12 protein-coding genes are annotated in these 14,803 nt (G+C 60.3%); 6 read left to right on the top strand and 6 right to left on the bottom strand.

The annotated features are described in order from the left end of the window. The first annotated feature begins 55 nt into the window (after positions 1-55). Positions 56-1,399, top strand: coding sequence for an MmgE/PrpD family protein (locus ACORLH_RS11350; protein ID WP_321828529.1), 1,344 nt, complete (start codon positions 56-58; stop codon positions 1,397-1,399). A gap of 603 nt (positions 1,400-2,002) precedes the next feature. Here the strand turns inward: ACORLH_RS11350 and ACORLH_RS11345 are convergent. From ACORLH_RS11345 to ACORLH_RS11325, 5 genes are all read right to left on the bottom strand, one after another. Continuing rightward, positions 2,003-3,103, bottom strand: a complete 1,101-nt coding sequence (locus ACORLH_RS11345) for a hypothetical protein (RefSeq protein ID WP_321828528.1) — start codon at positions 3,101-3,103, stop codon at positions 2,003-2,005. A gap of 202 nt (positions 3,104-3,305) precedes the next feature. After that, on the bottom strand, positions 3,306-4,484 hold the full coding sequence (locus ACORLH_RS11340; protein ID WP_321828527.1) for an ammonium transporter: 1,179 nt from the start codon (positions 4,482-4,484) through the stop codon (positions 3,306-3,308). Between the two features lie 151 nt (positions 4,485-4,635). Next, positions 4,636-5,121: a CinA family protein gene (locus tag ACORLH_RS11335; protein ID WP_321828526.1), complete on the bottom strand. Its 486-nt coding sequence runs from the start codon at positions 5,119-5,121 to the stop codon at positions 4,636-4,638. Then, positions 5,118-5,609, bottom strand: a complete 492-nt coding sequence (locus ACORLH_RS11330; RefSeq protein WP_321828525.1) for a phosphatidylglycerophosphatase A — start codon at positions 5,607-5,609, stop codon at positions 5,118-5,120. The genes ACORLH_RS11335 and ACORLH_RS11330 overlap by 4 nt, the downstream gene beginning before the upstream one ends. A gap of 4 nt (positions 5,610-5,613) precedes the next feature. Then, the gene (locus tag ACORLH_RS11325; RefSeq protein ID WP_321828524.1) at positions 5,614-6,771 is read right to left on the bottom strand and encodes a bifunctional 2-C-methyl-D-erythritol 4-phosphate cytidylyltransferase/2-C-methyl-D-erythritol 2,4-cyclodiphosphate synthase; all 1,158 of its coding nucleotides are present in this window, start codon (positions 6,769-6,771) and stop codon (positions 5,614-5,616) included. A gap of 229 nt (positions 6,772-7,000) precedes the next feature. On the opposite strand from ACORLH_RS11325, the gene dusB reads away from it, so the two are divergent. The 5 genes from dusB (at position 7,001) to ACORLH_RS11300 (ending at position 14,249) form a co-directional block, all read left to right on the top strand. Beyond that, the gene (dusB, locus tag ACORLH_RS11320) at positions 7,001-7,984 is read left to right on the top strand and encodes a tRNA dihydrouridine synthase DusB (protein ID WP_321828523.1); all 984 of its coding nucleotides are present in this window, start codon (positions 7,001-7,003) and stop codon (positions 7,982-7,984) included. Next, complete coding sequence (locus tag ACORLH_RS11315; RefSeq protein WP_321828521.1) at positions 7,981-9,078, top strand: two-component system sensor histidine kinase NtrB; 1,098 nt, start codon at positions 7,981-7,983, stop codon at positions 9,076-9,078. The genes dusB and ACORLH_RS11315 overlap by 4 nt, the downstream gene beginning before the upstream one ends. A gap of 3 nt (positions 9,079-9,081) precedes the next feature. Beyond that, a complete protein-coding gene (locus tag ACORLH_RS11310; RefSeq protein WP_321828519.1) occupies positions 9,082-10,449 on the top strand; it encodes a sigma-54 dependent transcriptional regulator in 1,368 nt (455 codons plus the stop codon). Between the two features lie 166 nt (positions 10,450-10,615). Further along, positions 10,616-12,820, top strand: a complete 2,205-nt coding sequence (locus tag ACORLH_RS11305; RefSeq protein ID WP_321828518.1) for a PAS domain-containing sensor histidine kinase — start codon at positions 10,616-10,618, stop codon at positions 12,818-12,820. 16 nt (positions 12,821-12,836) lie between these two features. After that, positions 12,837-14,249: a sigma-54 dependent transcriptional regulator gene (locus ACORLH_RS11300; protein WP_321828517.1), complete on the top strand. Its 1,413-nt coding sequence runs from the start codon at positions 12,837-12,839 to the stop codon at positions 14,247-14,249. Between the two features lie 36 nt (positions 14,250-14,285). On the opposite strand, the gene ACORLH_RS11295 is transcribed toward ACORLH_RS11300, so the two are convergent. After that, a complete protein-coding gene (locus ACORLH_RS11295) occupies positions 14,286-14,732 on the bottom strand; it encodes a hypothetical protein (RefSeq protein WP_321828516.1) in 447 nt (148 codons plus the stop codon). Positions 14,733-14,803 lie beyond the last annotated feature (71 nt).

The raw sequence follows: 14,803 nt of genomic DNA, 5'->3' as shown, positions 1-14,803 counted from the left end.
GCTTTTCGTTCCGGCAGGGCACGGCTAGGGTTGCCCCCCGACTGGAGAGACGTGAATGCCCAAAGCCCAGAATAATCCGATGACCTCAGCCTTTGAAACCACGGCCCCCATAACGGCGGCCCTGGCCCGGTTTGCCGCTGAAACTGCGGAAAACCAAATTCCTGAGGCGCCGATGGCGGTGATGCAGCTGTCACTCCTTGATTGGGTGGCCTGTGCGGTGGCAGGTGCGGATGAGCCGGTCTCCAACATCCTGCGAGACATGGTTATGGCGGAGGGTGGTGCGCCGCAGGCCACGGTGGTGGGGGGCGGCCAGGTGCCGGCCCGCGCGGCAGCTTTGGCCAATGGCGCGATCAGCCATGCGCTGGACTACGATGACACCCATTTTGCCCATATCGGCCACCCCTCGGTCGCGGTGGTCTCCGCCGCGCTGGCGGTTGCGGAAAAACAAGGCGCCTCAGGCCGTGCCCTGCAACAGGCCTGCCTGATCGGGGTGGAGACCGCGACGCGTGTCGGCGTCTGGCTGGGCCGGGATCACTATCAGGGTGGGTTCCATCAGACCGGTACGGCGGGGGCCTTTGGTGCAGCATTGGCGGCGGCCCGGTTGATGGGGTTCTCAGCAGCGCAATGTGAAATGACCCTCGGCCTGGTGGCCACCCGTGCCTCGGGCCTGAAAAGTCAGTTTGGCACCATGGGCAAACCCTATAATGCCGGGATCGCTGCCTCCAATGGCGTTGAAGCGGCGGAGCTGGTGGCGCGTGGGTTTGTCGCCAATCCCGGCGCGCTGGAACTGGCACAGGGCTTCGGGCCAACCCATATGGGGCAGGGCGACCTGCTGGCGCTGGCGGGGCTGGGGCAGGACTGGCTGTTTGAAACCGTCAGCCACAAGTTCCATGCGTGTTGTCACGGGCTGCATGCGGCGCTGGAGGCGCTGCAAGAGCTGATGCCGCTGCGCCCGGAAGAGGTCAGCGTGATTGAGGTCACCACCCATCCGCGCTGGATGAGCGTCTGCAATCAACCAGCGCCAATGACTGGGCTTGGGGCTAAGTTTTCCTACAGCACGGTGCTGGCCATGGCCCTTCTGGGGCATGATACGGCGCGGCTCGACAGCTACAGCGATCAGATCTGCGCCGATCCCGCCTTGCAGGCCTTGCGCGCCAAGGTGCGCGTCACCGCCGATGACAGCACCAGTGAAACCGGCACCCGGCTGCGGCTGCAGACCCGCTCTGGCATGTTTGAGGCCACCCACGACCTGATCACCCCGATGGAGCTGCAGGATCGCAAAGCCAAAGTACTGCGCAAAGCCAAAAGCCTGTTGGGCGAAGAGCGCGCGCAGCGGGTGGAGGCGCTGGTTGCGAGTTATGCTGATGCGGTGGAACTGGGGGCGCTTCTGCGGGGGTAAGCGGTTATTAGATAGTTATTTGTGGTTTCAGATTTTTTGATGTTTCCTAAACAGCAATCAATAAATCGCGCTGAATGTGTGTTCGAAAGTTGGGCGTTGGATGCCCCAAAATAAGTCGTGTTTTTAGTACCGAAACGATTGAGAACGATTTGCCTTAGTTCTTGTTTGCCGAATGCTCGACTTCAGCCAGATGGTTGTTTTGGAAAAATGATGAAATTTTTGTTTTTGTTTGCTGGATTTCTATTGGGGTATGGGTTTCATTCACTCGTTGATATGAGGACGAATTATGCTCAGTCCGTTGTGCTGGCTGAGGCAAATTGTGCGCTATTGGCGTTGTCTAATCCAGAAATCGAGTTGGATCCTGCCGGTGTTGACTGCAAGCTAATCGTTGATGATGATTTTATATTGACGTTCGAGGTAAATGAAGGCGCAGGGGGGTATCTGGACTGTCTTCCTGGCTCAGCGTTTTTCAGAAGTGAAGTCTCTGTTGGGCAATGTAGACATTACAAGCGGTAGCCGACAAAGGTGAAGCGCTGCGGGGGTAAGCTGGCGGTTAAGCCAACGCAGTACTGCAGGATTGCAGGTGTCGGTCTGAGAAGCTTCTCAGTGGTCTTCCCCCACAATTTCAAGAATTCTCAAAATTGCAATGGCCCCTTCAGCCACATATGTGGCGGTTTCTGCCTTCTCGATCATGCTCAGGTCAGACCACGTCCGCCCGGCATGTTGGCCTTTGAGGATGAGGGCATCGGCTTCGCCCGTCTCGGCGTTTAATGTCAGGCTCAACTCATCTGTTTCCATCTGAAGCGATGGGGCGCCGTTGGTCAGTTGCAGCAGCGCTGCTTTCCTTTCAGCCTGCAATTCCGCAATGCGTTGCGCGCGCAGTTGCGTGTTCAGGCTTTGCGCCTTTTGCATTTCCTTTTGCCAGGACCGCAGCGCCACAAGGATGCCGGCACCTGCGCTGATGGGCACCAAAGGGGGAAACAGCACGGCTGCCATGGCGCCTAGCCCAACACTGGCGCCCGCGCCATGGGTCAGGGCCTTGCCGCTGGCCTTAAGGCGCATCCCAATCGGTTTGGTGACATTGTCGGACAACGTCCCGGTCAGGGTCCGCTGCAGATTGGAGGCAAGGATCGGCACCGCATTGGCGCGTTCCAGTGAGCTGTTCACCCCGTCTTTCAGCGCACCTGTCACGCTTGGCAGCGCCTCAATGCTGGTCTTGGCCTTGTCCAATGCCGCGTTTGAGGCAGAGAAAAGCCCTTCGCGTGTCCGTTCAAACAGTGATGCGGGTTTGTACGCTTCGCCAGTGGCGGGGGCGTAATCGGCCAGCACGCCAACCTCCACCTGGGTTTCTGTCAGGGCAGAGTGTTCCAGGCGTTCCCGGGCTGAGGATGCGAGTTGCGCTGCACGATGGATGGAGCTGTAGAGCTGATGACGTTCGTCTTCGCTGATCGATTTCATATCATCGATGTCAGACAGCATCGACACCACCGCGATGAAACTGGGGACGTGAACCGAATGAAACGCCCTGTTCATGCGCCAGACTTCGCCATCACGGCGAAGAGCGTTTGAAATGTAGTCGATGTCCTGGGCCAGTGACCCTGTGGCGCGTCTGAACTCAAAATCGGTTTCAGACCGATCCGCGACCAGTGAAGCAAGATGCGTCAAGTCCTCCAGCCGCTCTTCGTCGCGTTCATAATCTGGCAAATCAGAAGTCCCTCAGCTTCATATCCGGTTAAGATATGTATCCGCTCGCAAAAGTTGAAGTCTAATCTGAGCCCAAGTGGTTCTGATTTTACTCCGTCAACAAAAAAGCGGGCCTCGTAAGGCCCGCTCAGTCTCTCACACCCCTTGGGGTTCAAGGGCCGGCGCCACAGGAGAAGAGGGCGCCGGGTGAGTGGAAAATGCGTTACGACGAGTGGTCGTAGGCGCGTTCGCCGTGGGCCATCAGGTCCAGCCCGTTGACCTCGGTCTCGGCATCGACGCGCAGCGGAGTGATTAGGCCAACCAGCTTGGCAATCAGCACCGATCCGACCAGCGTGAAGACCCCCACGATAACCAGGCTACCCAGCTGTGCAGTCCAGGAGCCTGCACCGAAGGCTGCGATCATGATGGTGCCGAAGATGCCGCCCACGCCGTGTACGGCAAAGACATCCAGCGTGTCGTCGATTTTGATCTTGTTGCGAATGAGGTTCACCGCTTCCTGGCAGAGGATCCCTGCCACCGCACCGATGATCAGCGCCTCAACCGGACCGACAAAGCCCGAGGCCGGGGTGATCGAGGCGAGGCCTGCGATGGTACCGGTGACCAGACCCACCAGCGAGGCCTTGCCGTATTTGACCCATTCCCAGGCGGCCCAGGTCAGCGAGGCAGTGGCGGCCGAGATATGTGTGACGGTCAGCGCCATGGCTGCGCCGCCATCCGCGGCCAGCTGCGAGCCGCCGTTGAAGCCGAACCAGCCGACCCACAGCATGGAGGCGCCGATCATCACGTAACCGGGGTTGTGCGGCGGGGTGGTCTGGTTTTTGCGGGCACCCAGCATGACGGCCAGCACAAGTGCTGCGATGCCTGCGGTTTCATGCACCACGATGCCGCCAGCGAAATCCTTCACGCCGGTTTCACCGAAGATGCCGCCATCTGACAGGAAGCCACCGCCCCAGATCCAATGGGTCACGGGTGCGTAGATCAGCAGCATCCACAGGGCTGAGAACAGCAGCACAAAGCCAAAGCCGATCCGTTCCACATAGGCGCCCACGATCAGCGCCGGGGTGATGATGGCAAAGGTCATCTGGAAGGCAAAGAACAGAACCTCAGGCAGGTTGCCCGACAGGGTGTCAGCGGTGATGCCCCCAAGGAACATCTTGCCAAGGCCGCCCCAGAAGGCGTTGCCGTCGCCAAAAGCGATCGAATAGCCCATGACAAACCACAACACGCTCATCAGGCAGGCGATGGCGTAGCAGTGCATAAAGACGCTCAGCACGTTTCGTGCGCGCACCAGACCGCCGTAAAACAGCGCCAATCCGGGCAGTGTCATGAACAGCACCAGGGCTGTTGCGACGATGATCCAGGCGGTATCCGCTCCGTTCATGATTGTGTTCCTTCCGTTCCCATTTCGGCGATGCATTCCCGAACGGGCGCGAAAGAAAACAGCAAACACTGCAAAAACAGGCTAAAAAACACCCGTTTTGCAAAGTGTCTAAATTTTACGCGAAAAATTTGTGCAGATGCCTAATTTAGCATCACACCGTAGTTGCCGCAATTTCCAGCAGGCTGAGTGCTTTTTGGGCGGCGGCCAGGCGCACCTTGGCGCGGCCCTGCGCGCCGAACTCAATGGTTTCGGTGCGGGTTTCGCCGCCTTCAAAGGCCAGACCAATGCACACCCGGCCTTCGGGCTTATGCTCGGATCCGCCGGGGCCTGCGATGCCGGTGATGGCAACGGCGACCTGCGCGTCGGAATGCGCCAGCGCGCCCTCGGCCATTTCGCGGGCCACCTGTTCTGAGACGGCACCAAAGGCGGCGAGGGTTTCGGACCGCACCCCCAGCATTTGCTCTTTGGCGGCGTTGGTATAGGTGACAAAACCGCGGTCCACCACGGCGGAGGAACCGGCGATGTCGGTCAGGGCCGCCATCACCATGCCGCCGGTGCAGCTTTCGGCGGCGGTGGCCATCCAGCCCCGCGCCTTGACGGCCTCAAGCACCCGGCGGGCCTGCGCCTCGGCGATCATAGGCCCAGAACCCCGTGGCTGATCCAGGCGGCAATCATCACAACGATGCCCGCAAAGACCCCGGCGATCACATCATCCAGCATCACCCCCAAGGCGTCGCCACGCCGGTCAGCCCAGCCGATCGGGCCGGGTTTGGTGATGTCAAACAGGCGAAAGAACACAAAGGCCGTGACCCAGCCGGGCCAAAGCGCCAGCATGCCCGCGCCGGAATGGGTGATGCCGATAAAGACCGGGATCAGGGCGATCCATTGGCCGGCCACCTCATCAATCACAATCTCAGACGGGTCGTGATCGTCCTTACCACGGGTTTCAACCGCTGTGGCCCACCAGCCCAGGGCAAAGACCAGCGGCACAGCGATCAGAAAGGCATTCAGCCCGCCAAGCCAGAAGATCAATGCGCCAGCGGGCAGGGCGGCAAGGGATCCCCAGGTGCCGGGGGCTGGGCGCATCAGGCCGGCATAGAAGAAGGTCGCGATCAGCTTGGTCATGTCATTACACCTTGATCAGGGTTGCAGTGGCGATGGCGGCGATGCCTTCTTCGCGGCCGGTGAAACCCAGCCGTTCCGAGGTTGTGGCCTTGATCGACACGCGATCCATTTCCATCCCCAAGATGCGCGCCATTTCCGTCATCATCGCAGCGGCATGTGGCCCCACCTTGGGGTATTCGCAGACCAGCGTGCAGTCGACGTTCGAGATGGTGAACCCTTTGGAGCGCGCCAGATCTGCGGCGTGTTTCAGGAAGATCTCACTGGCGGCGCCTTTCCACTGCGGGTCCGACGGGGGGAAGTGGCGACCAATGTCACCCTCAGCCATCGCGCCATAAAGTGCATCGGTCACCGCATGCATGCCCACATCCGCATCTGAATGTCCCTGCAGCCCGCGCCCATGGGGGATCTTCACCCCGCAAAGGATCACGTGATCCCCCTCGCCAAACCGATGCACGTCGTAGCCATTGCCCAGACGGATATCCATGTGTTCTTCCTTTTTGGTCTGCTCACGCAGGATGTCTTCGGCGCGGGCGAAATCGCCGGGCCGGGTGATTTTCAGGTTGCTCTCCTCGCCCGGAACGATGGCCACGTCAATGCCATGGGCGCGCGCCACCTCAACATCATCGGCGGCGCCGCCGGGATGGGCATCATGTGCCTCCAGCAGCGCATCATAGTGAAAGGCCTGTGGCGTCTGGGCGCGGTAGAGCGCGCTGCGGTCCTGCACCCCGGCCACCAGCCCCGCATCCCCACGCCAGAGGGCATCCACCACCTCCAGCCCCGGGGCGGCGGCCTGATGGATGTCCAGTGTGTCAATCAGCTGGTCAATCAGATCTGCTGACAGGCAGGGGCGGGCGACGTCATGCACCAGCACCTTGTGCACATCGCTGCCAGCAAGCGCCTGCAGCCCGTTCAGCACCGATTGGTCGCGGCTGTCGCCGCCAAAACAATGGCTGACCTTCGGGTGACTGGACCACTCAGCCAGATGCGCCACATCATCGGGATGGATGACCAACATCACCTGATCGATGCGCGGATGATCCACCAGCGTCAGCAGCGTTTGATCCGCCACCCGCTGCCCGGCCAGAGGGCGCCATTGTTTCGGCAGTCCTGCGCCTGCGCGGGTGCCCCGTCCGGCGGCAACGATAAGGGCGGCTGTGGTCATCTAAGGCTCCGCAACGAAGGGCCGCACATCTGGAGGTGCGACTGAGGTCAGTGTCTTGCGATCCTGCATAGGCGGAGAGGCCGGTAAGAGCAACGCTGAGCCTGATCCAGAGGCAATTGCCTAAATATTAGGCGATTGACATTGGGGTGGCTAAAAACGTAGCGGGTTTCGTTGAAACTCCCTCAATCTCTGGTCTAGCCAGAGAGTAACGCACAAGGATTAAGCAGTGATGCCGCTCAGGCTTGCAGATAAAACCATCACATCCCCGGTCTTTCTGGCCCCGCTGGCCGGAATCACCGATCTGCCGTTTCGCGATCTGGTGTCGCGTTTTGGCGCCGGGCTGGTGGTCAGTGAAATGGTGGCCAGTCAGGAAATGGTTCAGGCCAAGCCCGGCGTGCGCGAAAAGGCCGAGTTGGGCTTTGACAAGGTGAACACCGCCGTGCAGCTGGCAGGGCGCGAAGCCTCCTGGATGGCGTTGGCCGCCAAGATGGTTGAGGACAATGGCGCCAAGATCATCGACATCAACATGGGCTGCCCCGCCAAAAAGGTGGTGAACGGCTACTCCGGCTCAGCCCTTTTGAAAGACCTAGATCACGCGCTGAGCCTGATTGAGGCGGTGGTGGAAGCGGTTGATCTGCCGGTCACCCTGAAAACCCGTCTAGGCTGGGATGACAACCTGCTGAACGCGCCTGAGCTGGCCAAACGGGCCGAGGCCGCGGGCATTCAGATGATCACCATCCATGGCCGCACCCGCTGCCAGTTCTACAAAGGCAGCGCCGATTGGGCGGCGATCAACCGCGTGAAAGAGGCGGTATCGATCCCGGTGATTGCCAATGGCGATATCTGTTCCGCCACAGACGCCTGTCAGGCGCTGGATCTTTCCGGTGCGGATGGGGTGATGATCGGGCGCGGGTCGCAAGGGCGGCCCTGGTTGCTGGCGCAGGTCGCGGCCGATCTTTACGGGTCAGAGGCGCCAGAGGTGCCAGAGGGTGCGGCGCTCGCCGATATGATCGTGGCACATTATGAGGCGATGCTGGCCTTTTACGGCCTGGAACTGGGGCTGCGTGTCGCCCGCAAACATCTGGGCTGGTACATGGATGAGGCAGGTACCCATACCGCACTGCGCCGTGCCGTCCTGACGGAAAAGGATCCGGCCAAGGTCATCAAGCTGCTGCCACAGGCCATCTTGCACCCAGAGGAGGCCGCAGCATGATCGATGAGGCGCAGATGGACGTAAACCTGTGGTCGTCATTGCCCATTCCCGGCGTGTTGATCGACCCGGAGGATCGGATCACCGATATCAATTCCGCCGCAGAGGGGTTCCTGAACACCTCGGCCAAATCCATTCAGGGCGAACCTGTCTGGGACCGCATCATGGTTGATGCCCCGATGGAGGAAGCCTTTGAGCGGGCGCGGGAAACCAATTCGCCGCTTTTTGTAAACGATGTGGATGTGGGCACCGGCAGCCGGGCGCCGCTGCATTGTAACCTGCAAATCGCCCCCCTTCAGGGCCGGCCGGGGCATATGATCTTTCTCATTTCGCCGCGCGAGTTGGCGGGGCGGATGACGCAGAGCAACTCGGTCAAATCCGCCGCCAAATCCGCGATCGGCATGGCCGAGATGCTGGCGCATGAGATCAAGAACCCGCTGGCAGGGATCACCGGCGCGGCGCAGCTTTTGTCCATGAACCTCAGCCCCGAGGATCTGGAACTGACGGATCTGATCGTTGAAGAAAGCCGCCGTATTGTGAAGCTGCTGGAACAGGTGGAGCAGTTCGGCAACCTGTCTGAGCCGGAGCGGCAAGAGGTCAATATTCACGACGTGTTGGATCGCGCGCGGCGTTCGGCCCTATTGGGCTTCGGCGCGCATATGAAGATTGTTGAGGATTACGATCCTTCGCTGCCTATGGCGCTGGGGGATCCGGATCAGCTGCTGCAGGTGGTTTTGAACTTGGTGAAGAACGCCTCGGAAGCATCTGACAAGAAAGGCGGAACCATCCGTCTGCATACCTTCTATGAACACTCGTTCCGCCTGCGGCGTGCGGATGGCACCGGCCAATCGCTGCCGCTGCAGATCGAGATCATCGATGACGGGCCGGGTCTGCCCGAAGACATCAAGGGCGATATCTTTGATCCCTTTGTTTCGGGGCGGGAAAACGGCACCGGTCTGGGGCTGGCGCTGGTCAGCAAAATCATATCCGACCACGGCGGCTGGATCTCGGTGGACAGCACCCCCGGCCGCACGGTTTTTAAAATATCTCTGCCGCTCGCAGAGGCGCCAAAGAAGCGCTTAAAAAAGGAGAGCTAACCGATGGATGGCACCGTTCTGGTCGCGGATGATGACCGCACGATCCGTACCGTTTTGACCCAGGCGCTGACCCGCGCCGGCTGTAAGGTGCATGCCACCTCATCGCTGACCACGCTGATGCGCTGGGTGGCCGAAGGCAAGGGTGATGTGGTGATTTCGGACGTGGTCATGCCGGACGGTAACGGTCTGGAAATGCTGCCGAAAATCGCTCAGGACCGGCCCGGCCTGCCGGTGATCGTCATCTCGGCCCAGAACACCATCATGACCGCCATTCAGGCCGCTGAGGCCGAGGCCTATGATTACCTGCCCAAACCCTTCGATCTGCCCGATCTGATGAAACGCACCGCCAAGGCGCTGGAGCAGCGTCAGCGTGCGGCGCCCGCAGCCCGCGTTGAAGAGGCTGAGCGCCCGGATGAGCTGCCGCTTGTGGGGCGCACCCCTGCAATGCAGTCGCTCTACCGTCTGGTGGCGCGGGTGATGAACACCGATCTGCCGGTGCTGATAGCTGGTGAAAGTGGGACAGGTAAGTCGCTGATCGCACGTGCAATTCACGATTTATCCGACCGGCGCACGCTGCCGTTTGTCACCGTGACGGCCAGCGATCTGCAGGACATCGAAGGCCCGTCGCGCAGTTTGGCGCGGGTCAAGGGCGGCACGCTGCTGATAGATGAGATCGGCGATGTGGACGCTGAGGTGCAGGCACGCATCGTGCGGATGATCGACAACCCGGGCGAACATGTGCCGCGTTTCATGGCGACCAGCCAGACCGACCTGACCGAAGCGCTGGATCGCGGCGATATTCGTCAGGACCTTTATTACCGGCTGAGCGGTGCGACGCTGATGGTGCCCTCTCTGCGGGAACGGGTGGAGGATATTCCGCTCTTGGCCGAACACTTCCTATTGCGGGCAGAGCGGGACGGCCAGCCGTCACGCCGCCTGTCTGAGGATGCGATGGAGCTGATGCGCAGCTACAGTTGGCCCGGTAATGTGCGCCAGCTGGAACACGCGGTGCGCCGTTTGGTGCTGACCTCCCGCGCCGAAGAGATCACCCGGTCTGAGGTTGAGATGGTGCTGGGCAACCAGCCCGAGATGGAGCCGGTGCTGGGCGGCGGGGATACTGAAAAGCTATCGGCCTCGGTCGCGCGTCATCTGCGCCGCTATTTTGATCTGCATGGCGCCATGTTGCCGCCCGCCGGGCTTTACGCGCGGATCCTGCGTGAGGTGGAGCTGCCGCTGATCGAAATCGCGCTGGAGGCCACCGGCGGCAATCAGGCGAAATGCGCAGATCTCTTGGGCATCAACCGCAATACGCTGCGCAAGAAGATCACCGATCTGGATATTAACGTGACACGACGCCGGAAATTGATGTAAAACCGCAACAATGGCGTGGCAAATCGGTTGGAAACATCGGTTTGACCCCCAAATAAAGCGGTTCGTCGCGCAAAGCGACACATCAGAATGAGGGCAAAGCGTGGCCTCCGAGGCACAGCAGAAACGCTCATGGGCGAAAATCAGCCGGTTGCGACGGCAGCGGAGGGTGCAGAATATTGCCACCTTCTGTCTGGTGGTCCTTGCACCGGTTCTGGTGATCGCCACCTATCTGGTGCTGGGCCCTCTGGATCAGGGGGCCTCGTCTTTCTCCCTTCGGGTAATCCTGCTGGCTGACTTCGTCTATGCGATGTTGGTGGCTGCGTTGGTTCTGCAGAGGATCGTGGCGCTGATCGCGGCGCGTCGGGCAAAATCCGCAGGATCCCGGCTGCACCTGCGCCTGACCGGCGTCTTTGCAATTTTGGCGCTGATCCCCACCGTTTCGGTGGCCATCTTTGCAGCCCTGACGGTGAACATCGGTCTTGAGGGCTGGTTTTCAGACCGGGTGCGCCAGGTGGTTGGCACCTCGCTTGAGGCCGCGGAAGCCTATGAGGAAGAGCACCGCCGCGATCTGATGCTGGATATCTCGGCACTGGCCGATCACATCGATCGATCACGCCGGCAGACGTTTTTCATGACCGATGGCGATGTGCGGATCGTGCTGGCCCAGGGGCAGGCACAGATCCAGCGCGGCCTGCGTGAGGCCTATGTGATCGACGGCACCGGCCAGATCCGCGCCCGGGGCGAACGTAGCTATCTATTTGATTTCGAACAGCCTTCCTCGAGCCAGTTGCAGGCCGCCAGTGAAAATGGCGCGCAGATCATCGAGGATTGGGAAAACAACGAGTTTCGCGCGCTGGTGCGGCTGAATGAGTTTGTGGACCGGTTCCTTTATATCAGTCGTGAGGTCGACGGTGAGCTGCTGAGCCTGTTGGATGACACCAAAGAAACCGCGCAGTTTTACCAGCAGTTGGAAAGCGAACGCGGACGGGTGCTGTTTGAATTTGGCCTGATTTACCTTGGCTTTGCAGTGATCCTGATCCTCGCCGCGATCTGGCTGGGGCTGTGGTTTGCCGAACGTTTGTCGCGTCCGGTCGGGCGGTTGACTGGTGCGGCGCAGCGGGTCGGCGCAGGCGATCTGGATGTGCGGGTGATGGAAGAGGACGGCGATGATGAGATCGCCATGCTGGGCCGTTACTTCAACCAGATGACCAGGCAGCTGAAGGCGCAGCGCGAGACGCTGTTGGAAAACACCGAACAGATCGAACGCCGGCGCCGGTTGTTTGACTCGGTTCTTAGCTCGGTCACCTCGGGCGTTGTTGGCCTGGATGAAGAGGGGCGCGTGACCTTTGTGAACCGGTCGGCAGAACGTCTGTTGGATTGGGGCGAAGACCGCGCCAGCCTGGCGCTTTCGGTTGCTGTGCCGGAGTTTGCATCGCTGTTTGAGCGGCTGAAAGCGGATGAGCTGGGCACCCTGCAGGAAGAGGTCAAGGTGACCCGCAACGGTCAGCTGGAAAATCTGCTGGTGCGGATGGCAACGCGCTACGGCGAGGAGGGCGCGCCGGAAGGCTACGTTGTGGCCTTTGATGACGTCAGCGATTTGGTGGCCGCGCAGCGTATGGCGGCCTGGGGCGACGTGGCGCGCCGGATTGCTCATGAGATCAAGAACCCTCTGACGCCAATTCAGCTGTCGGCGGAGCGGATCAAACGCAAGTTCAGCCGTCATTTGAACGAAGACAATGCTGGCAGCCTGGCGCAGCTTACTGAGGTTATTGTGCGCCAAACCAATGACTTGCGGCGTATTGTTGATGAATTTTCCAAATTTGCCCGGATGCCGGAACCCGAACGCCGCCCCGAGGATTTGCGCCAGTTGGTGCAGGATGCGGTGCTGTTGCAGCAGGCCGGGCAGCCGGATGTGACGATCACCGCCGACCTGCCGGAGGGCGCGGTTTTGGCTGATCTTGATGCGACGATGATTTCTCAGGCGCTGACAAATCTGATCAAGAACGCCGGGGAAGCCATTGAAAGTTATAATCAAAAAACACCTGAAGCGCCGATCGGCGGCCGGATCAATATCACCATGTGTGGCGAGGGGCGCAGCGTGGTGATCCGGATCATGGACAATGGCACCGGCCTGCCCGAGGACCGGACCCGGCTGTTTGAGCCCTATGTGACCACCCGTAGCGAAGGCACCGGGCTCGGCCTGCCGATTGTGAAGAAAATCATTGAAGAACATGGCGGTACGCTCTCACTTGAAGATGCGCCGGCATTCGAAGAAGGGGCCCACAGAGGCGCCATGGCAATCATCCGGTTGGGGGTGACCTCCGCCGGCAAAGACAGCGAAGACACAGCCGCAACAGAGGCGGCAGAATGACAGACGTGAGGACAAGATGAGTGATATTCTGATTGTTGACGACGAAAGGGACATTCGCGAGCTGATCTCGGATATCCTTGAAGATGAAGGCTTTACCACCCGCCTTGCAGGTAACTCTGATGAGGCGATGAATGAGATCAACGGCGAGCCGCCGGCGCTGATCATTCTGGATATCTGGCTCAAGGACAGCCGGATGGACGGGATCGACATTCTGAAAACGGTGAAGCGGGACAATCCGGATGTGCCGGTGGTGATCATTTCGGGGCACGGCAATATTGAAATTGCGGTCGCGGCGATCAAACAGGGCGCTTACGACTTCATCGAAAAGCCCTTCAACATCGATCAGTTGCTGGTGGTGATCCGCCGGGCGATGGAAACCTCGCGGCTGCGGCGTGAAAACCAGAAGCTGCGTCGCAAGGACAGCAATGAGGCCGAGATGATCGGCGACACTGCCTCCTTCCGCACCTTGGTGGGGCAGCTGGAGAAGGTGACCAAATCCAACGGTCGGGTGATGCTCTCGGGTCCTTCGGGTGTCGGGAAAGAGGTCGCGGCGCGCTACATCCATGCCCAGTCCAATCGGGCCTCGGCTCCCTTTGTGACGGTTGGCTGCGCCACGATTGAGCCTGAGCGGATCGAAGAGGTGCTGTTTGGCCGCGAAAGCGCTGAGCGCGGCGTGGAACCGGGGCTGCTGGAGCAGGCGCATGGCGGCGTGATCTTCTTTGATGAGGTTGCGGATATGCCGCTGGGCTCACAGTCCAAGATCCTGCGGGTTCTGGTGGACCAGCAATTCCAGCGCGTTGGTGGCGCGGACAAGGTGCGGGTGGACCTGCGGGTGATCTCCTCCACCAGCCGGGATCTGGAGGGTGAGATTGCCGCCGGTCGCTTCCGGCAGGAGCTGTATCATCGTCTGAACGTGGTGCCGATAGCCGTGCCGTCGCTGGAAGAACGCCGCGAGGATATTCCGGTGCTGGCACAGCATTTCATTGAGATGTTCAACCAGACCCAGGGCCTGCCGCTGCGCGAATTGTCCGAGGATGCGGTGGCGCTGATGCAGACCATGCGTTGGCCCGGCAATGTGCGCCAGCTGCGCAACCTGATTGAACGGGTGCTGATCCTGGGCGATGGCAGTGGCGCGATTGAGGCCAAGGAGCTGCCGGGCAGCAGCGAAGGCGGCGACAGTTCCGATCAGGTGGTTCTGACCGGCACCTTGGCGACCTTGCCCCTGCGGGAAGCGCGGGAAGTCTTTGAGCGGGAATACCTGCTGACGCAGATCAACCGCTTTGGTGGCAACATCAGCCGCACCGCCAATTTTGTTGGCATGGAGCGTTCTGCTCTGCACCGCAAGCTGAAGTCGCTGGGGGTTGTCACCACCTCCAAGGCAGGTGCGCGGGTTGCGACCGTAGATAAAGAAACCGCCGAGGCTGAATAAGCCCCGGCGGTGTAATCGATGTTTCAGGGGTGGGGCTTAGCTGGGCTCACCCACCTGTAGTTTGCCATTGACCCGCACAACGCAGGAATTGGCGCTGATGCCTTTCATAGTGACCGGAACTGAAACCGAGGTGCCGTTGTCACACATCGGCAGCGACACCTGGCTGTAGCCCTGATCCATCATGCATTGCGCTTTGACCCGGCTGCGCAGATCTTCGTTGATGTCCACGGTGTAGGGTTCCGGGCGGGTCCAATAGGTCTCGGTCAGGCAGTTGCCTTTGTCGTCACAGATCTTGCGTTCACGAGGCTGTGGCGCGGTGTAGCGGATCTGGGTTTGCACCGGCGCATCGCGCAGCGCCTGAACGTCACAATTGGTGATGTCGCGGTCACGGTCCTGCACGCTTTTGCCGGCCTGATGATAGACGGTGTAATTGCAGCCGCTCAATAAAACGCCGCAGAGGGCGACTAGGGCGAATCGTTGCATCTATGTCTCCTTTTTTATTGCCAAGAAGGTGCCGTGATGGCCCATGTTATTCAATTGCATTGACCGTTTGG

This window comes from Thalassovita sp., assembly GCF_963691685.1.
In the GTDB taxonomy this organism is placed as follows: Bacteria; Pseudomonadota; Alphaproteobacteria; order Rhodobacterales; family Rhodobacteraceae; genus Thalassobius.
Note: the sequence above shows the minus strand (reverse complement) of the source record. Positions and strands in the feature narration are given on the sequence as shown.